Source organism: Arthrobacter sp. CC3, assembly GCF_039907775.1.
Lineage (GTDB): Bacteria > Actinomycetota > Actinomycetes > Actinomycetales > Micrococcaceae > Arthrobacter.
Window position 1 is genome coordinate 103307 of sequence record NZ_JARCCY010000011.1, and the last position, 21623, is coordinate 124929.

Sequence of the window (21623 nt, forward strand, 5' to 3'; positions counted from 1 at the left end):
CGGCAGGACCCTGGCGGCGCCCCGGCACGGCCCTGGCGTCGGCTTAAGGCGGCGGCTTTAGGCGTCGGCTTTAGGCGTCGGCTTCTTCGAACTCCACCGCGGCCACGATCTCCTTGGTCGAGGGGCTGATCATGTAGGCCTCGTCGTCCTCCTCCACCATGATGAAATCGCCCTGGTCCGTGGTGAAGTGCCAGGCGAGGACGGTTTCGCCGTTGTGTTCGTAGTTGGGGTCGCCCATGGTGATTTTCCGGAGTTCCTGGCCCGCCACGTCGCACAGTTCGCGGATGATCAGTTCGAACTCCGGCGCGTTCTCGAGGGCTTCCTCAGCCGCTTCGGCCTGGCGCTCCGCAAGGTTGGGGATCTGGGCCACACGCTCGGCGATGTGCAGTTCCAGCTGCTCGTCGTCCAGCAGCAGCAGGCCTTCCTGGCGGCGGAGCCAGGCGGCGTTGAGCTCGAGGATGTCCTCGGTCTCAAGCAGCGACTCGAAGGTTTCGTCGAGCTCTTCGAGCTCCCTGACGGCTTCCGGGGAGCTTGTCCCGCCGTCGGCCTCGCCGAAGCCTTCGGTATCCCCGTCCAGGTACCTGTCGGCGTCGTCCTCGCTGAGTGCGTCAAAGGCCGCGGCGGTGCGGTTGAACAGCGCCAGGTGGGCGGTGGCGCCCATGCCTTCCAGGCCTTCGCGGACGTAGGCGTCAATCTCGTCGCGCTCCGGCACCGTGAAGACGTACTGGGCGAAGCCGCCGGCCAGCGCCTGCGTGAGGTAGAAGTCGACGTAGTAGCTGCGGAGTGCGTTGGGCGCGATTTCCGGGGCGTCGAGGAGCTCCGCGTACATGGCGTTGACCACGGTCACGTTGGAGTCGACAACGTCTTCGTTGGCCGCTTCGGCGCTTTCGAGTGCCAGGACGACGGGGTGCTTGCTGGCGGGCTGACCGGTGCTCATGGGAAATCCTCACTGCTGAAAGCGGGTGGTGCTTGGGACCCTTTCACGCTACGCGGCGCACCGGTCCGCGGGTTGAGGCGGAGTTGAACGTTGGGCGAAGTTTCAGGGCCTCTTCCGGCTCGCTAAGATGGATCAGATAACCTGCAGATTTTTGACCTGCTGAAAGTAGCGCGCACCATGCCATCCCAACCGGACGAGAGTGCGGCACTGGCAATACAGACCCCCGCGATCAACGACCGCTCCCTCGCGGCCGGACTCGCCTACGCCATGGGCAGCCGGGTTTCGGGGATCTCCTTTGATGCCGCCACCGGCCTGATGCTCGGCAAGGTCCGCGGCGGGCAGGACGTGCCGTATTCCACCACCGCGAAGCTGGTCCGTAAGGCCGGCGGCTGGAGCTGCACCGTCGGGGTCTGCAGCTGCCCCGTGCGCAAGGACTGCAAGCACGTGGCCGCGCTGCTCTTCGCGGCGGAGGACAATCCGGCCACCCGCGTCCAGCTCCTGGCCCCGGCTGAAAGCACCCGCCTGTCGCGTGAGCCCCTGGTGAAGGAGATGCCGGACTGGGAACAGGCCCTGGGGCCGCTCATTGCCCGGCCGGGAATCACCCCGTCCACCAACGGCATCCCGCTGGCCCTGCAGTTCGATATTGAGGAACCGGCCCCGCACTTCTCCTACACCGGCCGGCGCGATCCGCTCCGCAGTGTCCGGCAGCTCAAGGCCCGCCCGGTGATCATGGGCGCCAAGGGCAAGTGGATCCGCGGCGACGTCTCCTGGAACACGCTCAGTTACCTGAACTACCGGCGCGAATGCAACGAAGCGCATGTGGAGTGGATGCAGGAATTCCTCGCGTCCCACACCGCCCTCGCCAACCGCCAGCACAATTCCACCGCGCCCTGGCTGGGGCTGAACACCTATGCCGGCAAGAACCTCTGGAGCCTGCTCGCCCAGGCCCGGAAGATCGGCGTCGCGCTGGTCCACACCGGCAGCCAGGAGCCCGTCCGGTTCGTGGAGGAGCCGGCCGCCGTCGGCCTTAACCTGACCCGCTTTGGTACTTCCGGCGGGGGAGGCGCCGCCGCCGTCGAACCCGCCGCCGTCGAATCTGCCGTCGTCGACAGCGGAAAAACGTCCGACGACGGCGGGCTGACGCTGGCCCCCACCATCACCGTTGAGGGGGAGGTGGTTGATCCGGCCTCCGTGGGGACGATCGGCCGGCCCGCCCACGGGATCTTCCTGACGTCCGGTGCGGACGCCCTTCCGGGCGTGGGCAGCGGGTCGATCATCACCCTGGCTCCCCTGGAAACCGGCCTCAGCGAAGAACTCCTGACGTTCGTCACGGCCGGCAGCACCCTGCATATTCCGGCCCGGGACGAGACCCGCTTCCTCACCGGCTTCTACCCCAAGCTCAAGCAGGCTGCCCGGGTCACGGCGTCGGATGAATCCGTGGAGCTGCCCTCTCTGGCCGTTCCCACGTTGTCCCTCCTGGCCAATTACGGCAGCGACCACAAAGTGCGGCTGCACTGGGAATGGCACTACACGTCCGGGAACCTGGTCACGGCACAGCCGCTGTGGCGGCACCCGGGCGACCACGGCTACCGGGACGATCCCGCGGAGGCCCGCATCCTCGAGGCTCTGGGCCAGCCCTGGGAAGTGGTCCCCAAACTGGGCGAATCCGCTACCGGCGGCTGGGGCACCCCGCGGCTGGCGGCCTCGGCCGAACTGAGCGGGCTGGACACCCTGGCCTTCACGGAGGAAGTCCTTCCCCGGCTCCGCAACACCCCGGACGTTGTGGTGGACACCGCGGGGGACATCGCCGACTACCGTGAGGCCGAAGAAGCGCCCGTGGTGGCCATCTCCACCAAGGCCACCGACCAGCGCGACTGGTTCGACCTCGGCATTGTGATCACGCTCGAAGGCCAGCCGGTTTCCTTCGCTGCCCTGTTCTCCGCGCTGGCGGCCGGCGAAACCCGGATGCTCCTGCCCAGCGGCGCGTACTTCTCCCTGGACCTGCCCGAGCTGCATCAGCTGCGCGCACTCATTGACGAAGCACGCTCCCTGCAGGACAACAAGGACGCGCCGCTGCAGATCAGCCGGTTCCAGGCCGGGCTCTGGGACGAGCTCGCGCACCTCGGCATCGTGGACCAGCAGGCCTCCGCCTGGCGCGAAGCCGTGGGCGGGCTGCTGGAAGGCGGCATCAAGGGACTGCCCCTTCCGGACACCCTCAACGCCGAGCTGCGCCCGTACCAGCTGGAAGGCTTCAACTGGCTCAGTTTTCTCTACAAGCACGGGCTGGGCGGGGTGCTGGCGGACGACATGGGCCTGGGCAAGACCGTTCAGGCGCTGGCCCTGGTCTGCGCTGCCAAGGAGGCCGCCGCGGCACCGGCCCCCGCAGCGGGCTCCGCACCGTTCCTGGTGGTTGCCCCCACCAGTGTGGTGGGGAACTGGGAAGCCGAAACCGCGCGCTTTGCCCCCGGGCTTACGGTCCGGGCAATCGGCGAAACGTTCGCAAAAAACGGAGCGGACCCGGCCGAGGCGATGGCCGGAGCGGACATCGTGATTACGTCCTACGCCCTCTTCCGGATCGACTACGAGGCGTACGCGTCCCGCGAGTGGGCCGCCCTGGTGCTGGACGAGGCCCAGTTCGTTAAGAACCACCAGTCCAAGGCCTACCAGTGCGCGCGCAAGCTGCCGGCCGCCTTCAAGCTGGCCATCACCGGAACGCCGCTGGAAAACAACCTGATGGAGTTCTGGGCGCTGACCTCGATTGTGGCCCCGGGCCTCTTCGCGAGCCCCAGCCGGTTTGCCGAGTACTACCAGAAGCCGGTGGAAAAGAACGGTGACAAGGGGCAGCTGGACAAGCTCCGCCGTCGGGTCCGTCCGCTCATGATGCGCCGCACCAAGGAGCAGGTCATCCACGACCTCCCGCCGAAGCAGGAGCAGATCCTGGAGGTGGTGCTGAATCCGCGGCACCAGAAGGTGTACCAGACCCACCTGCAGCGCGAGCGCCAGAAGATCCTGGGCCTCATCGAAGACGTCAACAAGAACCGCTTCACCATCTTCCAGTCGCTCACCCTGCTGCGCCAGCTCAGCCTGGATGCTTCCCTGGTGGACCCGTCCCTGTCCGGTGTCCGCTCAAGCAAGCTGGACGTGCTGTTCGAGCAGTTGGAGGACCTGGTTGCCGAGGGGCACCGGGCGTTGATCTTCAGCCAGTTCACCGGCTTCCTGGGCAAGGTCCGGGAACGGCTCGTCGAGGAGAAAATCGAATTCTGCTACCTCGACGGCGGCACCCGCAACCGTTCGGATGTGGTGAACGAGTTCAAGAACGGCTCCGCCCCCGTGTTCCTGATCAGCCTGAAGGCGGGCGGTTTCGGCCTGAACCTGACCGAGGCGGATTACGTGTTCCTGCTGGATCCGTGGTGGAACCCGGCTTCCGAGGCGCAGGCCGTGGACCGCACCCACCGGATCGGCCAGGCGCGCAACGTGATGGTCTACCGGCTGGTTGCCAAGGACACCATCGAGGAAAAGGTCATGGCCTTGAAGGCGAAGAAGTCGCAGCTGTTCGCTGACGTGATGGAAGGCGATGCGCTCTCCGGCGGTTCCCTGACGGCGGAAGACCTGGCCGGCCTGTTCAACGACTGACGGCCGGGCCGGCTGTTCACGGACCGCGGCGAACGTTCAGCTGGCGAACCGTCAGCCCATGGCCGGGGCCAGGGACCTTCCCGTGGACAGCTGTTTCCGGGCCCAGCGGGCGAGCTTCTTGCCCTTGCCCTTCCACCAGTTGTCCTCGTCCTTGTCGTGGTGCAGCCGGAAGATGATCATCACCATCACGAAGACACCCATTGCCACATCCAGCCAGGACCAGAAGACGGCATCAACCAGGACGCTGATGCCCATCACGAGGACCGACGGCAGCGCCAGCGTCCGGAAGACGGTGCTGGCCACGTAGCGTCGGTGGGACCTGGGCACGGACAGGGCACGGACCATGTCGAAGCAGAGGCACGCCACCACCATCGCCTGGCCCAGGGACAAGATCACCAGCCCTGCCAGCGAGCCGGCGAACATGGCGACGGATTCCATTCCCGCGCTCATCGGACGCCGCCCGGCGTGGCAGGGCGGGGCAGGGACACTTGGGCATTGCAGAACAGACACATAGGAAACCCCCAGAGAACAGAGACCACAGCTGTGAGACCCAGCTGGGCTCCATTCAAGCCGCTGCCGCTCCGGTACGTCACGAGTAGTGAGTACTCTATTCTGTTCGCCGGTCCCGGGGCCCGCGCCTAGGTACCCGGTCGGTCAGAGGGTGATCCTGCGGCCGATGACTTTTGCGGCGGTTTCGTAAATGGTCTGGTTGTGGGCACGGGCATAGTCGCGAAGCATCGAGAAGGCCCGGTTCATGTCCACGTTTGCCGTGTGCGAGATGACACCCTTCGCCTGTTCAATCTGGATGCGGCTGTTCAACGCGTGCTGCAGCTGTTCGTTGATGAGGGCGTTTTCCCTGGCCGCGCGCTCCTGCAGCAGGGTGATGGTGGCGACGTCGGCAAATGCCTGTGCAATCGCAGCATCATCCGCGCTGAGCGGACCCGGCTCCCGGCCGAAGAGGTTCATGGCACCGATGGTCCGGCTGCGCAGGCGCATCGGAACAGCGTGCAGGGACTTGAAGCCCTGGGCAAGGGCGGAAGCCTGGAACAGCGGCCACCGGGACCCGTCCGTGGCAATGTCGTCAATGGCCACAACAGCGCCGGTGCGGTAGCAGTCAACGCACGGACCCTCGCCGGCCTCCAGCTGGAGAACCTCCACCAACTGGCTTTCCTCGCTCGTGGAAGCCATTACCTGGAGGTCACCGCCCGGGTCAACGAGCACCAGCCCGGCCGCGGCGGCGTCGAGTATTCCCACAGATTCGTCCACCAGGGTGTGCAGGAGGTCGAAAACGTCGTAATCCCCCACCAGGGTGTCCGCTATCCTGACGAAAGCGGCACTTACGCGTCCGGCGCGGCTCATCATCGCCATATTGGGATTCTACTGCACGTCATGGGCGGCGGGTCACCCCGTCGGGAGGCGTGAAATCCAGGGTCCTGGCGACGACGTCACGGGCCACTTCCCGGACCGTGCGGCCCTGGGAGAACGCGTGCGCACGCAGTAACAGCAGCGCATCGGTGGCGGAAGCCCCTGTCTGGGCAAGGACCATTCCCGTGGCCTGATGCACCTCGCGCCGGGAAAGCGGCGAGCCGTCCTGCGGTGCATCCGTGCCGTCCGCCGGGGCCAGGGTGAGGAGCTCCCGGAGCAGCTGCCAGGTCGCGGCATCGGCGAGCTGCAGCGCCGTCGAATGGTCGGCCGCACTGAGCGGGCCGGGGTCTGAACAGTAGAGTTCCGCAACCCCGATGTCCATGGCGCCGAGCACCAGGGGGAAGACGAATAGGGCGGACACGTCAAGGTCCCGGATGGCCTTCGCGAAGACGGGCCAGGCGGCATGCGAACCCGCGCGCACGTCGGGCAGGAGCACCGGCCTCCGTCGCTCCAGGGCTGTCCAGCGGGGCCCCTCACCCAGGTCGAACTGGAGTTCGTCAATCCGCGCCGAAACCCGGTTGCTGGCGCACACCGTGGTCTCCGGAGCCAGGCCCGAGAATACGGAGATCGAAGCGCCGGTAATGGGCAGCGACTCCAGGAACACCGTACAAAGGCCGGTGTCCAGCCCCTCAGCCATCGAACAGGAACCGTCAACCATGACGGCCCCGCGCGGCGACAGCCGGATCCGGGAAACGGAAGGACGTCGCTTGAACCATCGGAAAGGCACCTTCCATGCATCAACTGCTGTTCGTACAGTTTATGCCCGCTCCCGGATCAACCGGTTGGCAGCGCCCCGTGGGAGTTTGATCCCGGTTGGTCGGGCCCGGACCAGCCGGTTCAGCGGTCCCTGTTCACGTCCCGAGGCGCCGGATACACTTAATTTAGTTGCCCCAGACCCTGGTAGCGCCATTTTGTCGGCGAAAAATCCAGGAGGAGTCCACCCGATGCGCGGCAACCCATCCCTCGAAGTCTCGCTCACGCATGTGGCATCCCAGGACCATAGCGAGCTGCTCAGGGCCGCCATGGCAACGAGCCAGTGGAGGCAGCCCGATTTGCGCCTGAACCGAACCCCGTCCGACGCAGGGGACCCCGGTGTGGCGCAGGAGTTTGACTCGCAGGATTCCGACCGGTGGAACGACCCGCTGTTGGCGGAGATCGAGGACCTCGTCGCCGAGCTGAAGGCGAAAGTGGCACGCTACTCGCTCCTCCGGTCCGACCCGTCCCTCACGGGTCCGGCCCTCACGGGTCCGGTCCTCACGGGCGCCTCCCATCCGGGCGCGTCCCATCCGGACAACAAGACCGCCACAGACTGGATGTACGAAGCCCTCGAAGACATCGCCGCGACCGCCCTGGGCATCGAGCTGGCATCGCAGGAGCGCATTTTCCGGGCGATCTCAGACGCCGCACGGAGTCCCAGGGTCGAAACCAACCCGATCAAAACCACCAAGGAACCAAAGTCAGGAAACGCAGCATGATCAGCACCATCGAGGCCGGACGTACCTTTTTTGTCGAAGCCACGGATCCACGCCTTATCGACGCGGAGCTAAGCACCGCAGTTGAACAAGCACGGCAGCACGCCATGCAAGAGGGCCGCTGCGGCATCCTTGTAACGCGGCTGGGGAACACCACCTTCACCGTTGCCGTCAGCGAAGACGTCCCGTTCGGGGAGACGCTCGAACGACAGGCACCGCCCACAGCGGGCAACCCCCAGGGCGAAGCCGCTCGTTCACACTAACGGTCCGCCTCCCCTGCGCCAGCCCGGTCAGACGCCGGGCCGGGTTTCCCCTGCGCCAGCCCGGTCAGATCAGCATTGCTTCGCGCACCTTTCCTGCGGATTCGGCCCCGCCCGTGCCGCGGGAACTGACCCGTCCGGCGGCCAGCACGTAGTAGCTGTCGGCCGCGTTCAACGCAAAGCCGATGTGCTGTTCCACCAAAAGGACGCGCATGCCGCTGCGCCGGGACAGCTTGATGATAGTCTCCTGGATTTCGGCCACCACATTGGGCTGGATCCCTTCCGTGGGCTCATCCAGGATGAGCAGCGTCGGTTCGGTGATGAGTGCCCGGGCGATGGCCAGCTGTTGCCGCTGCCCGCCGGACAGGAGGCCGGCCCGGCGGCCCAGCAGCGGGTTGAGCGCCGGAAACATGTCCAGCGCTTCCGCCACGCGTTCCTTCGCGTTCCGGCGGCCGTCTGCCACCAGCTGGAGATTCTCCAGGGCGGTCAGCTGCCCGAACGACTGCTGCCCCTGCGGAACATAGGCCATGCCACGCGCCACCCGCTGGTGCGGCCGGAGGGCGGAGATGTCCTCCCCGTCCAGCGTGATGGTGCCGCGGGTGGGCTTGAGAAGCCCGACGACGGCGCGCAGCAGTGTGGTCTTTCCCGCACCGTTGTGGCCCAGGAGGGAAACCAGCGACCCGTCGGGGACGGTGATATCCACTCCGGAAATAACCTGGGTGCGCCCGTAGCCGGTCTGCAGGTCCGTGATTTCCAGCATCAGTGCCCTTCCATTCCGGCCGTGCCGAGGTAGACTTCCTGCACTTTTTTGTCGGCCTGGACCTGCGCCACGCTGCCCTCGCTCAGGACCTTCCCGGCCGCGAGGACTGTCACCGAAGTGGCGAACTCCCGGACGAAGTCCATGTCATGTTCAATCACCAGGGTGATGCGGCTGGCCGCGATCCGGCGGAGCAGCTGCCCGGTTTCGTCGCGCTCGTCCTGGCTCATTCCGGCGATGGGTTCGTCCAGGAGCAGCACGTCCGAGTTCTGGACCAGCAGCATGCCGATTTCCAGCCATTGCTTCTGACCGTGCGCCAGGGTGCCGGCCTGCTTGTCCGCGGCCCGGGTCAGCCCGATGATTTCCAGGGCTTCCTGGACGGCGGGGTCCACGCCCTTCCGTCTCCTCAGCAGCTCCCGTGCCTTCCTGCCCGGCCCGGCAGCGATATCCAGGTTCTGAAGCACCGTGAGGTTCTCGAAAACGCTCGCCGTCTGGAACGTCCGGCCCACGCCCAGCCGGGCGATCTTGTGCACTTTCCGGCCCAGGATCTCAGTGCCGGTGTGGTTCACGGATCCGGTGGCGGGAACCAGCCCGGTGATCGCATCGATGATGGTGGTCTTGCCGGCACCGTTGGGGCCGATGAGGAACCGCAGGTCGCCCTGGATGACGTCGAGGTTGACGCTGTCCACGGCGACGAAGCCGTCGAAGGCCACCGTGAGGCCGCGGACCTCGAGGTACTTCGGCCGGCCGTGGCGGAGCCCGCCGGCCCGTGGCTCGCCGTCGGGAAGCAGCGTGGGGGTGGTCATCGGCTTGCCTCTTCCGGGACGGTGGTTGGGGTGGTTGCTGCAGTTGCCGGGGCCGGCACGGCGGAGGCGGGAACCTGCGGCGAGGACGCCGGTGCAGCGCCGCGGGGCTGCTCCGTACGGCGCTGCTTCAGCCGGGAGACGAGCCGCGGCAGCGACGCGAGGCCGCCGGGCATGAACCCGATGACCAGGACGAAGAGCAGGCCTTGGAAGTAGACCCAGAACGACGGGAAGGTGGAGGCCAGGCTGGTCTGGGCGATGGCCACGCTGAGTGCTCCGAGGACGGGGCCCAGCAGGGTTGCCCTGCCCCCGATTGCCACTCCGATCAGGAAGGCGATGGACGGAATGACGCCCACGTCGGCCGGCGAGATGATCCCCACGATGGGCACGAACAAGGCGCCGGCGATCCCTGCCATGACGGCCGCGATCACATAGGTCACTGTTTTGATGGTGGCCGGGTCGTAGCCCAGGAACCGGACCCGTTCCTCCTGGTCCCGGACGGCGACGAGGAGTTCGCCGAACCGGCTGCGCATGAGCTGCCGGGCCGCCGCCAGGGCCAGGAGCAGCACCACGGCGGCGATCGAATAGAGCATCATTTTGTTGGAGGGGTCCTTCAAATCGAACCCGAAGAAGGACCGGAAGCCGCTGAGGCCGTTGGAGCCTCCGGTGGTGGCCTGCTGGCCGATCAGGAACACGGCGAAGGCGGCGGCCAGGGCCTGGCTGAGGATGGCGAAGTAGGCACCCTTGACGCGCCGTTTGAACACGGCCAGCCCCAGGACGAGGGCCACCAGTCCCGGAACGAGGACGACGGCGAGGAGGGTCACCACCGGGCTCCGGAACGGCTCCCACCAGCCGGGGACCTCGCCGCTGCCGTACAGCGACATAAAGTCCGGCACGCCGGACCCGCCGAAGAGGGAGGCGTCCGCCAGCTTGAGGTGCATGGCCATGATGTACGCGCCGAGCCCGAAGAACACCCCCTGGCCCAGGGTGAGCATGCCGCCGCGGCCCCAGGCCAGTCCGATCCCCACCGCAACGATCGCGAAGCAGATGAACTTTCCCAGCAGGGCAAGGTTGAACGCCGAGAGTGCCGCGGGAGCCGCCACGAGCAGAAGCACCGCTCCCGCGGCGAAACCGGCCAGCACCCCCCACCGGGACCGCAGGAAAGTGCTCATGCCAGGCTCCTTGTCTTGAGGCTGAAGATGCCCTGCGGCCGCAGCTGCAGGAAGACCACGATCAGCACCAGGATCAGCACCTTGCCGATGCTCGCCGTCGTCGAAAATTCAAATACGGACTGCAGCACGCCCAGTGCGAACGCCGCGATGACGGCCCCCTTGATCTGGCCGACTCCCCCGGCCACCACCACCAGGAACGCGTCCACGATGTAGTTCGTCCCCAGGTACGGGCCGGTGGACCCGATCAGCGTGACGGCGACGCCCGCCACCCCGGCCAGGCCCGATCCGATGAAGAACGTCAGCTGGTCCGTGCGCCGGGTGGAGATGCCGCTGGTTTCGGCCAGGTCCCGGTTCAGCACCACCGCCCTGATGCGGCGGCCCAGCGGCGTCCCCTTGAGGACCACTACGAGTCCTGCCAGGCAGACCAGGGACAGCAGCAGGATGAACAGCCGGGTGAGCGGGATGGGCGCTCCCAGCAGCTCGACGTTGCCTTGCAGCCAGGCCGGGGCCCGGACGTCCACGCTGGGGGCGCCGAAAATGTCCCGGGCGGCCTGCTGCAGGATCAGCGCCACCCCGAACGTGACCAGCAGGGTGTCCAGCGGACGGTGGTACATCCGCCGGAGCAGCACCGCCTCGAGCACCAGCCCCAGCAGGCCGCCCACCAGGAAGCCCACCGGAATGGAAACCAGCAGCGAGATGCCGGCGTCGGAAATGCTCCGCTGCACCACGAAGGCCGTATACGCACCGGCCATCATGAACTCGCCGTGGGCCATGTTGATGACCCCCATCTGGCCGAAAGTCAGCGACAACCCCAGCGCGGCCAGCAGCAGCACCGAGCCGAGACTGAGTCCGGCAAACATCTGTCCAATCAACAGTTCCATTCCAGCGGGCCTTTCCTCCGGGTTTCTGCAGGGGCGGTGGAAGCGGCTACTTGGCCAGGTCCTTGGCCCAGTCGTAGCTGGCCAGGAACGGATCGGGCTCCACGGCCTTCGGCGAGGACCAGACCGTCTCGATCAGGCCCTCGGAGTTGATCTTTCCGATCCGGGGCGTCTTGGTGATGTGGTTGTTCTCGCCGTCCACCGTGACAGTGCCCTCGGGCGCCTCGAACGTCACCCCGCCCGCGGCTGCCTGGACTTTGTCCACTTCGAAGGAACCGGCCTTCTCCACCATGGCCTTCCACAGGTACAGCGAGGTGTACGCCGCTTCCATGGGGTCGCTGGTGACGCGGTCGGCGCCGAACTTCGCCTTGAACGCCGCGACGAACTTCTTGTTCGCCGGCGTGTCAAGGGTCTGGTAGTAGTCCCAGGCCGTGAGCTGGCCCACCACGTTTTCGAGCCCGACGCCGGGCACTTCCTCCTCGGCGATGGACACCGAGACCACCGGCATGGATGCAGCGGTCAGGCCAACGCTCTTGTACTGCCGGAAGAAGGCCACGTTGCTGTCGCCGTTGAGGGTGTTGAAGACGGCGTCGGCCTTCGAGTCCCGCACCTTGTTCACGATGGTGGAGAACTCCGTGGACCCCAGCGGGGCATATTCCTCGCCAAGGACCTCCATGCCGTGGGCTTTGGCGTAGGCCTGGATGATCTTGTTGGCCGTTCGCGGGAAGACGTAGTCGCTGCCCACCAGGAAGATGGATTTGGTGCCCTGCTCAGCCAGGTAGTCCAGGGCGGGGATGATCTGCTGGTTGGTGGTGGCTCCGGTGTAGAAGATGTTCTTGGACGCTTCGAGGCCTTCGTACTGCACCGGGTAGAACAGCAGGGCGTCGTTGGCTTCGAAGACCGGGAGCATGGCCTTGCGGCTGGAGGAGGTCCAGCCGCCGAACACCGCGGCCGTGCAGTCCTGCTGGATCAGCTTCCCGGCGCGTTCGGCGAACTTGGTGGGTTCACTGGCGCCGTCCTCGCTGATCACTTGCAGCTGTTTGCCCATGACTCCGCCGGCGGCGTTGATTTCCTCGGCTGCCAGGCTCAGGGAATCAAAGACGGTGTTCTCGCTGATGGCCATGGTGCCGGAGAGTGAGTTGATGAATCCGACCTTCACGCTGCTGCCAGACGTGTCCACGCAGGAACTGCCGCTGCTGGCGGTGGAATTGGCGGAGGCCGGATCCGAAATCTGGCTTCCGCAGCCGGCCAGGGCCGTTGCCATTGCCGCCGCGGCCAGGGGGATCAAAGCGCGCCTCGTTACTGAAACCCTCATGTTTACCTGCTTCTCGCTCCGCGCTGCCTCGCGGCAGCTGCTGGTCTCCAGGGTCCTGTCGGGTCCCCCTGGGGCTCAATCTAGGAGCGAATTGTTTCAACACGCATGATGGTTCGTTTCCGCACGATTTCGGACCGGGCGTCCGCAGTGGATCAGAAGCCCGGAAACGGTAAGTTGGCTGACAAAATGGCGGAAAGTGCGGATGGCAAAGTTAACCTGAAGGAAACTTTCCCGCCGTCATTTTGGGTTTGGCGGCGACACAAATCCCCGAGGAGCAGCATGAGCGGCCAGCAGAACGCACAAAGAATCCTGGTTGTCGGAGCGGGGGCCACCGGCGGCTACTTCGGCGGCCGCCTGGCGCAGGGCGGCCGCGACGTGACGTTCCTGGTGCGGGAAGGACGGGCAGCCACCCTACGCCGGCGCGGCCTTCGCATCACGGGCCTGGGCCGCGACGACGTCATTGAACCGGCGCTGGTCACGGCGCCTGACCTGCACGGACCGTACGACCTGGTGCTGGTGACGGTCAAGGCCGCCGCCCTGCCGCAGGCACTGGCAGACCTTGCACCGGCGGTGGGGCCGGAAACGGTGGTCATTCCGTTCCTCAACGGCATGGCCCACATGGACGCGCTCGAGGCGGCCTTCGGCGCGGACCGCGTGCTGGGCGGGATCGTCAAGGTGGTCACCACCCTCACCGACGACGGCGACATCCTGCAGATGAATCCGCTGGCCACACTCACGGTGGGGGAACAGTCAGGCCCGCCGGGCGACCGCGTCGTGCGGGCGGTTGAAACCCTGACCGTGCCGGGTTTCAAGGCTTCGGCCACGGCGGACGCCCTGGCATCCATGTGGCACAAGTGGGCATTCATCGTGTCCGCGGGGACCGTGACCTGCCTGATGCGCGGACCGGTGGGCGCCATCGTCGCGGTACCCGGCGGCACGGACTTCGTGCATTCGGTGCTGGCCGAAGCCGGCGCCGTCGCGGCTGCGGCCGGCTATCCGGTGCCGGACCCCGAACATCAGCTGTCCGTGGACATGCTGACGCAGCCCGGGTCCACCTTCACGTCGTCCCTCTACCGCGATGTTGTTGCCGGCCGCCCCGGCGAAACCGAACACCTGCTGGGCGACTTCACCCGGCGGGCACGGCTCCTCGGGGCGGCCACGCCGCTGATCGACCTGGCCCTGATGCAGCTGAGGGTCAGCGCCGCATCCGGCTAGCCTGCGTGCAGCTCCCTGCTTACTTCTTCAGGAAGGCAAGGAGGGCCTGGTTGATTTCCTTCGCGTGGGTCCACAGCATGCCGTGCGGCGCGCCCTCGATCTCCACGTAGTCCGCGGCGGGCAGCGCGTCCTTGAAGCGCCGGCCGGTCACGTCGATGGGCAGGATGTTGTCCGCCGTTCCGTGCACGATGAGGGCAGGAACGTCGATCTTGGGGATGTCCGCGCGGAAGTCCGTCAGCCAGGTGGGCTGCGCCGCCACTGAGGCGTGGGCGGAGGACTTGCTGGCGGTGGCCCAGTTGGCGCGCAGGGCTTCTTCGCTGAGGCGGCTGCCCAGGGTGTCGTCGGTGTTGAAGAAGTTCTTGAAGAACTCCGTGAAAAACGCGTAACGGTCTTCCTTCACTGCGCTGAGCAGGCCGTCGAACACGTCCTGCGGGACGCCGTCGGGGTTGTCGTCCGTCTTCAGCAGGAACGGCTCGAGGGAACCGAGGAACACTGCCTTGGAGACCCGGTCCGAGCCGTAGGTGCCGAGGTAGCGGGCCACCTCGCCGGTGCCCATCGAGAAGCCCACCAGCACGGCGTCGGTGAGATCGAGCGCGGTGAGCAGGGTGTTGAGGTCGGCAGCAAAGGTGTCGTAGTCGTAGCCCTCCGTGGGCTGGCTAGACTTGCCGAAGCCGCGGCGGTCGTAGGTGATGACCCGGTAGCCTGCCGCCAGCAGCGCGCTGGTCTGCCGTTCCCACGATGCGCCGTCCAGCGGGTAACCGTGGATGAGGACCACCGGCTGTCCCTGTCCGTGGTCCTCGTAGTAAAGCTCAACGGTGGTGCTGTTTTCTTTTCCGACAGACACAAAGGCCATGAGGGCGTTCCTTCCGGGGCAGTGAAGACTGGCAACTGGCTTGACCATTCACTCTGTTCCGGCAGGCTTGGCCTGTCAAGGAACGGCGTGTCAGGTCAGTCCGGAAGGCTCAGCCTGCAGCGCTCACTCCGTGGAACGGGGGCGCCACACCACCACGGCCTGGGAGCGGGCGCGGGGCCGCTGGCCGCGGGCCAGGCTCACCACGTCGCCGGCTGCTCCGGCCGCGAAAATGCGTGAATCCAGCGGGCTGCGGCGGCTGCTGAGCTGCTCGGTCAGTTCGGACACCCGGCGCTGCAGCGCAGCCACCTGGTTCTCCAACTGGAGGATGCGTTTGATGCCCTCCAGCGAGACCCCCTCATGCGAGAGCCGCTGCACTTCCCGGAGCACGTTGACGTCCCGCTGGGAGTACCGCCGGGATTTTCCGGGCGCGCGGCTGGGCGAGACGATGCCCAGCCGGTCGTACTGCCGCAACGTCTGCGGGTGCATGTCCGCCAGCTCAGCCGCCACCGAGATCACGAAGATCGGCTGATCGAAATCAATGTCCAAGGCCGGCTCCTCCCGCTAGTCCCAGTCCCAGTCCGCGCGTTTCCTAGAGACGTGCCTTGGCAGCCAGTCCGGCCCGCACATCGTGTCCGTCCGTGGCTGCAGCGAACGCCTTCACGGCTTCCTCCGCTTCCTTGGTCAGCTTCTGCGGAACCACGACGTCGATGGTCACCAGCAGGTCGCCGGTGGCCTTCGCATGCTTGACCCCGCGGCCCTTGACCCGCAGTGTCCGCCCGGAGGGCGTCCCCGCGGGAACACGGACCTTGACCTTTTCGCCGTCGATCGTCGGCACTTCGATGTCAGCACCCAGGGCAGCCTCCGGGAAGGTGACCGGAACATGGATGCGGAGGTTGTCGCCGTCGCGCGTGTAGAAGTCATGGCCCTTGACGTTGACGGTGACCATCAGGTCGCCGTTGCCGGCCGGTCCGTACTGGCCCTTGCCGCGGACACGGACCTTCTGGCCGTCCTTGATCCCGGCGGGAACACGGACGTCGATGACGTCCCCGTCCGGTTCGCGCAGGCCGATGGTGGTGCCGCGGATGGACCCGGCGAATGAAATGGTGGTGGTGGCCGTACGGTCGGCGCCCTTTTGCGGGGCACGCTGGAATCCCGCTCCGGAGCCAGGGCCGCCGAACTGTCCGCCGAAGAGATCGGCGAATTCCGGCGGAATGCCGCCCGAGGTGCTGTAGCCGCCGGAGTGGCGCCCGCCGCCACCGGTGAAGAGGCCGCCGAAGAGGTCTTCGAAGCCGGCGCCGCCGCCTGCCCCGGCACCGCCGGGAGCGAACCGCGCGCCGCCGCCCATGGCACGGATGGCGTCATACTGCTGGCGTTCGTCCGGATCCGAGAGCACGGAGTATGCCTCGGAAATGTCCTTGAACTTCTTCTCCGACGCGACGTTCCCCGCGTTGGTGTCCGGGTGGTGCTGCCGCGCAAGCTTCCGGTAAGCCTTCTTGATATCGGCGTCGGAAGCGTCCTTGGCGACTCCAAGGATCTTGTAGAAGTCCTTGTCGACCCAGTCCTGGCTAGCCAATGGCGTTTCCTTTCAAGTTCTTACAAAATGCGCTGCGCAGGTGATGGGCCCCCGCCCCTTCGCGTGGTGGCCTGGTCCTTGCGGACCAGGCCACCACGCTCCGGCAGGCCCGATGCCACTCCCGGGGCCCACCAACTGCTACGCGCTTGTTTGGGCTACTTATGCAGGGACTGCAACAATAACCTGTGCTGCCCGGAGGACCCGCTCACCTGACCTGTAGCCGGAGCGCAGGACCTGGCTGACGGTGTCGATTTCGACGTCCGGGCCGGGCTGCTGGATGAGGGCTTCGTGGATCGTGGGATCGAACTCCACGCCGGTCTCATCGATGCGCACCAGGCCGTAGGTCTTCAGCGCGTTCTCCAGCTTGGCGGCGATCGCGGCGAACGGGCCGTCGGCCAGGTCGCCGTGCTGCCGGGCGGCGTCGACGTCGTCCAGGACCGGAAGCAGGGAGTTCAGGACGCCGATGACGGCCATCTCCCCTGCCACGGCGCGGTCGCGTTCCACGCGCTTGCGGTAGTTGACGTACTCGGCCTGCAGGCGGCGGAGGTCGTTGCGGAGTTCTTCCGCTTCCTCCGCGCCCACGCCCTGGGCCACCGATTCCTCGGCCGGAACCTCAACGCTGTTGAGGATGTCCTCGGCCTGCGACAGTGCGTCCCCGGAACCGTGGCCCCTTGCGGCGGCGTGCTCCTGGTCAGGGTGGCGGGCCTGGCCGGTCTTCGGATCAACCTTGCGGTTGTCGTGGATCACCGGTTTCTGCGGCTCGTTCTCCTGGTTGTCGTTGTCGCCGCTGGCGTGCGCGTGTTGCTGGCCTGCGGAAGAGTGGTGCTCTTCTTCATTACCGTGGTGCGGCATGGTTACTTCTTCTCGTCTTCGTCAACGATCTCGGCGTCGACGATGTCCTCATCGGCCTTGGCGCCTTCGGACCCGGGGTGGGCACCCTCTGCGCCTGCGGCACCCGTGGCACCGTCCGGCGAACCGGCCTGCGCGTAGATGGCTTCGCCGAGCTTGCTCTGGGAAGCCTGCAGCTTCTCAAAGGCGGTCTTTACCGCGGCGTCATCCGTGCCTTCGAGGGCCTTCTTCAGGGCGTCGACGTCGGCCTTGACCTCGGTCTTGACCTCTTCAGGCAGCTTGTCGGCGTTGTCCGCGATCAGCTTGTCCACGGAGTAGGCGAGCTGCTCGGCGGTGTTGCGGGTGTCGGTTGCCTCACGGCGGGCCTTGTCCTCGGCTGCGTGCTCCTCGGCGTCCTTGACCATGCGGTCAATGTCTTCCTTGGAGAGCGCGGTGCCGCCGGTGATGGTCATGGACTGTTCCTTGCCGGTGCCCTTGTCCTTCGCCGAGACGTGCACGATGCCGTTGGCGTCGATGTCGAAGGTGACCTCGACCTGCGGGACGCCACGGGGTGCCGGTGCGATGCCGGTCAGCTCGAACGTGCCCAGCGGCTTGTTGTCCCGAGTGAACTCGCGCTCGCCCTGGAAGACCTGGATGGCCACGGACGGCTGGTTGTCGTCAGCCGTGGTGAAGGTTTCGGAGCGCTTGGTGGGGATTGCCGTGTTGCGCTCGATCAGGTGCGTCATGATGCCGCCCTTGGTTTCGATGCCCAGGGACAGCGGCGTGACGTCGATCAGGAGGACGTCCTTGCGTTCGCCCTTCAGGACACCTGCCTGCAGCGCGGCGCCGACGGCGACGACCTCGTCCGGGTTGACGCCCTTGTTGGGCTCCTTGCCGCCGGCGAGTTCCTTGACGAGTTCGTACACGGCGGGCATGCGGGTGGAGCCGCCCACGAGCACGATGTGGTCGATCTCGGAGAGCTTGATGCCGGCTTCCTTGATGACGTCCTGGAACGGCTTCTTGGTGCGGTCCAGCAGGTCCTTGGTCAGGTCCTGGAACTTGGCGCGGGTCAGCTGCTCGTCCAGGTGGACCGGGCCGTCGGGGGTGACGGACAGGTACTGGAGGGAGACGTTGGTGCTGGTGGAGGAAGAGAGTTCCTTCTTGGCCTGCTCGGAAGCCTCGCGCAGGCGCTGCAGGGCGATCTTGTCCTTGGACAGGTCGATGCCCTTGACCTTGAGCTGGTTCAGCAGGTAGTCAACGACGCGCTGGTCCCAGTCGTCGCCGCCGAGGTGGTTGTCACCGGCGGTGGCGCGCACCTGGATGGTGGAGAAGTTGTCTTCGTCCTTGCCCACTTCGAGGAGGGAGACGTCGAAGGTTCCGCCGCCGAGGTCGAAGACGAGGATGAGTTCGTCTTCCTTGCCCTTGTCCAGGCCGTAGGCCAAAGCGGCAGCGGTGGGCTCGTTGACGATGCGGAGGACGTTGAGGCCTGCGATTTCGCCGGCCTCCTTGGTGGCCTGGCGCTGGGCGTCGTTGAAGTAGGCCGGCACGGTGACGACGGCGTCGGTGACCTTTTCGCCCAGGTACGACTCGGCGTCGTTCTTCAGCTTCATCAGGATGCGCGCGGAGATTTCCTGCGCGGTGTACTTCTTGTCGTCGATCGCGACGTTCCAGTCAGTGCCCATGTGGCGCTTGACGGACGCGATGGTGCGGTCGATGTTGTTGACGGCCTGGCGCTTGGCGATCTCGCCGACCAGGACTTCGCCGGACTTTGAGAACGCAACGACGGACGGCGTGGTGCGGCCACCCTCGGCGTTGGCAATAACGGTGGGCTCGCCACCTTCGAGAACGGAGACGACGGAGTTGGTGGTTCCGAGGTCGATACCTACTGCACGTGACATGTGTTGCTTCCTTCTTTCCGTGGAAACGCTGGTCTAGATTCAGGCACGCCCACTGATTGAGCGATCTACACTCAACTTTACCCACGGCCGGATTTAAGTCAATCCAAAGTTGAGTCTGATCCGCTCAACTTTGGATTTGCTGGCCAAGCAACTGTTTGCAGGGCAGCTGAAAAGGACCGTCATTCAGGGGTTTTGGGCCAGACGCAGCGGCACCAGGACAGGGTTTCGCTGTGCGTGAAACCCTGTCCTGGAGCAGGCTGGTGGCGTAATTGACTGTCAGTCGGTATCGCCCGGCTCCTCGCCAGATTCTGCACGGCGGGCCGGCTCGCGGGTCTCCGCCTGGCCTGCGGTACCGGCCGTTCCGTAGTCGCCGTCGGGGTATTCGGCTTCCTCCAGGGTCACCAGGTTCTCCCCCGCAGTGCCGGCCTTGCCGTAATCACCGGCCTCGTACTCGCCTTCGACGGCCCCGGCAGGTTCCTCGACCTCCCCGGCGGTTCCGTAGTCGCCTTCGGGATACTCGCCGTCGCCGGCGGCCACCTGGTCTTCGTGCGCAATTCCCGCCTTGCCGTAGTCGCCGTCGACATACTGGCCGCTGTCACCTTCGACTGCCGGCGCGGGTTCGGTGCTGCGCTGTTCCGCTTCGTTTGCGCTGTTCTTGGAAATTTCGCTGTTCTCTGACACTGACGGTTCCCTCCTGGAAGCATCGGACGCCCGGACGGGCGCAGGGGCAGTCTATCCATCCGCCCGGCGCTTCAACAGGGGCGGAGGGCAGAGCGGTTGACCCGCACACCGCCCGCAAACGCACGGCGGGCGGCCACGAAAACGTGCCGCCCGCCGTCGTCCGTCACGGTGTCCGCCGCGCCGGCGCACCGCCTCAGTTGCGTACGACCTCCAGTTCGATGGCCGTCCAGGACAGGGCCGGCAGGGTGGCCCGGACTTCGCCGCCGGCGGCCTTGACGCCATCCAGGGGGATGAGGCCCACGGCACCGGGGTTTGCCTGTGTGTTGGTGATGAACCGGTCCGCACCGTCCGGGATGCGCAGCACGTCGGCCCTGACAACCTGGCGGGCGTCGAAGCCGCGAAGGACCACTTCGACGTCGGCGGCTTCTTCCAGTCCGCGGTTGGCCAGGAACAGCGCGATGCGGCCGGTTTCCTCGTTCCAGGTGGCACTGACGTCCACGAGGTCGGCATCGCCGAACTTGGCGTTGCCGTACTTGTCCGAGTCCACGGCGAGCCGGAGGATCTGGCCGTGCGCCAGCTCGGCCATGCGGGCGAAGGGGTGGAAGATGGTCTGCTTCCATGCCGGGCCGTTTTCCTCGCTGAGGATGGGGGCGATCACGTTGACCAGCTGCGCCTGGTTGGCGATCTTGACCCGGTCACCGTGCCGGAGCAGGGAGTTCAGGAAGGTCCCGACGACGACGGCGTCCGTCACGTTGTACTGGTCCTCGATGACGCGGGGGTGCTCGCGCCAGCCGTGCTTGCCCACTTGCTCGGGGCTGTCGGCGTCGCCGGGGCGGGTGTACCAGACGTTCCATTCGTCGAAGGACAGGTTGATGTGCTTCTTGTGCTTGCCCTTGGCCCGCACAGCGTCCGCGGTGGCGATCACGGATTCGATGAAGTAGTCCATGTCCACGGCACTGGCCAGGAAACTGCCGGCGTCGCCGTCGTGCTCCTGGTAGTAGGCGTGCAGCGAGACGTAGTCCACCTGCTCGTAGGCGTGGGTCAGGACCGTCTGCTCCCAGGCGCCGAAGGTGGGCATCCCCGAGTTGGAGCTGCCGCAGGCCACGAGTTCGATGTCCGGATCAACGAAGCGCATGGCCTTGGCGGCTTCCTGCGCCAGCCGGCCGTATTCCTCGGCGGTCTTGTGCCCGATCTGCCACGGGCCGTCCATCTCGTTGCCCAGGCACCACAGCTTGATGTTGAACGGATCCTCGTGGCCGTTCTTGCGGCGCAGGTCGGACAGCCGGGTGCCGGACGGAATGTTGGCGTATTCCACCAGCTCACGGGCTGCATCGACGCCGCGGGTGCCGAGGTTGACCGCTTCCATGACCTCCACGCCGGCTTCCCGCGACCAGTCCACGAATTCGTGGAGGCCGAAGGCGTTCGTTTCCAGGGTGTGCCAGGCGCCGTCGAGCCGTCGCGGCCGCTCCGCCACGGGACCGATGCCGTCCTCCCAGTTGTAACCGGAGACGAAGTTGCCGCCGGGATAGCGGACCACGGTGGCGCCCAGCTCTTTGACGAGGTCCATCACGTCGCGGCGGAAGCCGCGCTCGTCGGCCCGGGGATGGCCCGGTTCGTAGATGCCGGTGTAGACACAGCGGCCCATGTGCTCAACGAAGGATCCGAAGATCCGGCGGGGAACCTCGGCTACGGTGAAGTCGCGGTCAATGGTGATGCGTGCGCGGGACATTTTGCTCCTGTCCTAGGGGTGGATTTGATGGCGAAGGATGCTGGGGCTGCTCACGTGCCGGCTAGTACTACAGTCGCGTTTATGGGGTGTGTCCGCGGGTTTTGTAATGACTATGTTGTGCGCGGTGTTGGTGTTTTCGTCGCCAGGTTGAGTGTTCCAGGACTTGTTTGGGGCTGGTAGTGCGGTGCCAGACG

At 66.2% G+C, this 21623-nt stretch carries 20 protein-coding genes; 4 read left to right on the top strand and 16 right to left on the bottom strand.

The window, feature by feature from the left end:
• Positions 1 to 70: 70 nt before the first annotated feature.
• Positions 71 to 937, bottom strand: coding sequence for a hypothetical protein (locus PV761_RS09070; protein ID WP_347896065.1), 867 nt, complete (start codon positions 935 to 937; stop codon positions 71 to 73).
• Positions 938 to 1114: 177 nt separating this feature from the next.
• Here PV761_RS09070 and PV761_RS09075 point away from each other — a divergent pair, with 177 nt between their 5' ends.
• Positions 1115 to 4570 (top strand): DEAD/DEAH box helicase, encoded by a 3456-nt coding sequence (locus PV761_RS09075; protein WP_347896067.1) that lies wholly within the window; start codon positions 1115 to 1117, stop codon positions 4568 to 4570.
• A gap of 51 nt (positions 4571 to 4621) precedes the next feature.
• Here PV761_RS09075 and PV761_RS09080 read toward each other — a convergent pair whose 3' ends face one another.
• The 3 genes from PV761_RS09080 to PV761_RS09090 form a co-directional block, all read right to left on the bottom strand.
• On the bottom strand, positions 4622 to 5008 hold the full coding sequence (locus PV761_RS09080; protein WP_028270883.1) for a hypothetical protein: 387 nt from the start codon (positions 5006 to 5008) through the stop codon (positions 4622 to 4624).
• A gap of 216 nt (positions 5009 to 5224) precedes the next feature.
• The gene (locus PV761_RS09085; RefSeq protein ID WP_028270884.1) at positions 5225 to 5938 is read right to left on the bottom strand and encodes a GAF and ANTAR domain-containing protein; all 714 of its coding nucleotides are present in this window, start codon (positions 5936 to 5938) and stop codon (positions 5225 to 5227) included.
• A 19-nt stretch (positions 5939 to 5957) separates the two neighbouring features.
• Entirely contained in the window at positions 5958 to 6653 is a 696-nt protein-coding gene (locus PV761_RS09090) for a GAF and ANTAR domain-containing protein (RefSeq protein ID WP_347896070.1), read from the bottom strand.
• 286 nt (positions 6654 to 6939) lie between these two features.
• Between PV761_RS09090 and PV761_RS09095 the strand changes: the two genes are divergently transcribed.
• The gene (locus PV761_RS09095; protein ID WP_347896072.1) at positions 6940 to 7470 is read left to right on the top strand and encodes a hypothetical protein; all 531 of its coding nucleotides are present in this window, start codon (positions 6940 to 6942) and stop codon (positions 7468 to 7470) included.
• Complete coding sequence (locus PV761_RS09100) at positions 7467 to 7730, top strand: hypothetical protein (protein WP_051628857.1); 264 nt, start codon at positions 7467 to 7469, stop codon at positions 7728 to 7730. The genes PV761_RS09095 and PV761_RS09100 overlap by 4 nt, the downstream gene beginning before the upstream one ends.
• Positions 7731 to 7794: 64 nt before the next feature.
• Here the strand turns inward: PV761_RS09100 and urtE are convergent, their stop codons facing one another.
• Genes urtE through urtA form a run of 5 tightly spaced genes read right to left on the bottom strand, consistent with a single transcriptional unit; the run spans position 7795 to position 12652 of the window.
• Complete coding sequence (gene urtE / locus PV761_RS09105; RefSeq protein ID WP_347896074.1) at positions 7795 to 8487, bottom strand: urea ABC transporter ATP-binding subunit UrtE; 693 nt, start codon at positions 8485 to 8487, stop codon at positions 7795 to 7797.
• Positions 8487 to 9290 carry an urea ABC transporter ATP-binding protein UrtD gene (gene urtD, locus PV761_RS09110; protein WP_028270888.1) on the bottom strand — a complete coding sequence of 268 codons (804 nt, stop codon included), beginning with the start codon at positions 9288 to 9290 and terminating at the stop codon, positions 8487 to 8489. Before urtD ends, urtE begins: the two co-directional genes overlap by 1 nt.
• Positions 9287 to 10459 carry an urea ABC transporter permease subunit UrtC gene (gene urtC / locus PV761_RS09115; protein ID WP_347896077.1) on the bottom strand — a complete coding sequence of 391 codons (1173 nt, stop codon included), beginning with the start codon at positions 10457 to 10459 and terminating at the stop codon, positions 9287 to 9289. The genes urtD and urtC overlap by 4 nt, the downstream gene beginning before the upstream one ends.
• On the bottom strand, positions 10456 to 11340 hold the full coding sequence (gene urtB, locus PV761_RS09120) for an urea ABC transporter permease subunit UrtB (protein WP_028270889.1): 885 nt from the start codon (positions 11338 to 11340) through the stop codon (positions 10456 to 10458). The genes urtC and urtB overlap by 4 nt, the downstream gene beginning before the upstream one ends.
• A 46-nt stretch (positions 11341 to 11386) precedes the next feature.
• Positions 11387 to 12652, bottom strand: coding sequence for an urea ABC transporter substrate-binding protein (gene urtA / locus PV761_RS09125; protein WP_347896079.1), 1266 nt, complete (start codon positions 12650 to 12652; stop codon positions 11387 to 11389).
• A 279-nt stretch (positions 12653 to 12931) separates the two neighbouring features.
• Between urtA and PV761_RS09130 the strand changes: the two genes are divergently transcribed.
• Positions 12932 to 13867 (top strand): ketopantoate reductase family protein, encoded by a 936-nt coding sequence (locus PV761_RS09130; protein ID WP_347896081.1) that lies wholly within the window; start codon positions 12932 to 12934, stop codon positions 13865 to 13867.
• A 19-nt stretch (positions 13868 to 13886) separates the two neighbouring features.
• Here PV761_RS09130 and PV761_RS09135 read toward each other — a convergent pair whose 3' ends face one another.
• From PV761_RS09135 to PV761_RS09165, 7 genes are all read right to left on the bottom strand, one after another.
• Positions 13887 to 14720 carry an alpha/beta hydrolase gene (locus tag PV761_RS09135; RefSeq protein ID WP_347896083.1) on the bottom strand — a complete coding sequence of 278 codons (834 nt, stop codon included), beginning with the start codon at positions 14718 to 14720 and terminating at the stop codon, positions 13887 to 13889.
• Positions 14721 to 14843: 123 nt separating this feature from the next.
• Positions 14844 to 15266: a helix-turn-helix transcriptional regulator gene (locus tag PV761_RS09140; protein WP_028270893.1), complete on the bottom strand. Its 423-nt coding sequence runs from the start codon at positions 15264 to 15266 to the stop codon at positions 14844 to 14846.
• A 43-nt stretch (positions 15267 to 15309) separates the two neighbouring features.
• Positions 15310 to 16293: a DnaJ C-terminal domain-containing protein gene (locus PV761_RS09145; RefSeq protein WP_028270894.1), complete on the bottom strand. Its 984-nt coding sequence runs from the start codon at positions 16291 to 16293 to the stop codon at positions 15310 to 15312.
• Positions 16294 to 16452: 159 nt separating this feature from the next.
• Complete coding sequence (locus PV761_RS09150; RefSeq protein WP_028270895.1) at positions 16453 to 17145, bottom strand: nucleotide exchange factor GrpE; 693 nt, start codon at positions 17143 to 17145, stop codon at positions 16453 to 16455.
• A gap of 2 nt (positions 17146 to 17147) precedes the next feature.
• Entirely contained in the window at positions 17148 to 19019 is a 1872-nt protein-coding gene (gene dnaK / locus PV761_RS09155; protein WP_347896086.1) for a molecular chaperone DnaK, read from the bottom strand.
• 276 nt (positions 19020 to 19295) lie between these two features.
• Positions 19296 to 19700, bottom strand: coding sequence for a hypothetical protein (locus tag PV761_RS09160; RefSeq protein WP_347896087.1), 405 nt, complete (start codon positions 19698 to 19700; stop codon positions 19296 to 19298).
• 193 nt (positions 19701 to 19893) lie between these two features.
• Positions 19894 to 21429 (bottom strand): alpha-N-arabinofuranosidase, encoded by a 1536-nt coding sequence (locus PV761_RS09165; RefSeq protein ID WP_347896088.1) that lies wholly within the window; start codon positions 21427 to 21429, stop codon positions 19894 to 19896.
• Between the last annotated feature and the right edge of the window lie 194 nt (positions 21430 to 21623).

Excerpts from the sequence above, each read along its gene's own strand:
- PV761_RS09070 (WP_347896065.1), bottom strand. The coding sequence starts at position 937 with ATGAGCACCGGTCAGCCCGCCAGCAAGCACCCCGTCGTCCTGGCACTC.
- urtC (WP_347896077.1), bottom strand. The coding sequence starts at position 10,459 with ATGAGCACTTTCCTGCGGTCCCGGTGGGGGGTGCTGGCCGGTTTCGCC.
- PV761_RS09075 (WP_347896067.1), top strand. The coding sequence starts at position 1,115 with ATGCCATCCCAACCGGACGAGAGTGCGGCACTGGCAATACAGACCCCC.
- urtE (WP_347896074.1), bottom strand. The coding sequence starts at position 8,487 with ATGCTGGAAATCACGGACCTGCAGACCGGCTACGGGCGCACCCAGGTT.
- PV761_RS09150 (WP_028270895.1), bottom strand. The coding sequence starts at position 17,145 with ATGCCGCACCACGGTAATGAAGAAGAGCACCACTCTTCCGCAGGCCAG.
- urtA (WP_347896079.1), bottom strand. The coding sequence starts at position 12,652 with ATGAGGGTTTCAGTAACGAGGCGCGCTTTGATCCCCCTGGCCGCGGCG.
- PV761_RS09080 (WP_028270883.1), bottom strand. The coding sequence starts at position 5,008 with ATGGAATCCGTCGCCATGTTCGCCGGCTCGCTGGCAGGGCTGGTGATC.
- PV761_RS09135 (WP_347896083.1), bottom strand. The coding sequence starts at position 14,720 with ATGGCCTTTGTGTCTGTCGGAAAAGAAAACAGCACCACCGTTGAGCTT.
- PV761_RS09130 (WP_347896081.1), top strand. The coding sequence starts at position 12,932 with ATGAGCGGCCAGCAGAACGCACAAAGAATCCTGGTTGTCGGAGCGGGG.
- PV761_RS09100 (WP_051628857.1), top strand. The coding sequence starts at position 7,467 with ATGATCAGCACCATCGAGGCCGGACGTACCTTTTTTGTCGAAGCCACG.
- PV761_RS09090 (WP_347896070.1), bottom strand. The coding sequence starts at position 6,653 with ATGGTTGACGGTTCCTGTTCGATGGCTGAGGGGCTGGACACCGGCCTT.
- PV761_RS09165 (WP_347896088.1), bottom strand. The coding sequence starts at position 21,429 with ATGTCCCGCGCACGCATCACCATTGACCGCGACTTCACCGTAGCCGAG.
- PV761_RS09085 (WP_028270884.1), bottom strand. The coding sequence starts at position 5,938 with ATGGCGATGATGAGCCGCGCCGGACGCGTAAGTGCCGCTTTCGTCAGG.
- PV761_RS09095 (WP_347896072.1), top strand. The coding sequence starts at position 6,940 with ATGCGCGGCAACCCATCCCTCGAAGTCTCGCTCACGCATGTGGCATCC.
- urtB (WP_028270889.1), bottom strand. The coding sequence starts at position 11,340 with ATGGAACTGTTGATTGGACAGATGTTTGCCGGACTCAGTCTCGGCTCG.
- dnaK (WP_347896086.1), bottom strand. The coding sequence starts at position 19,019 with ATGTCACGTGCAGTAGGTATCGACCTCGGAACCACCAACTCCGTCGTC.
- urtD (WP_028270888.1), bottom strand. The coding sequence starts at position 9,290 with ATGACCACCCCCACGCTGCTTCCCGACGGCGAGCCACGGGCCGGCGGG.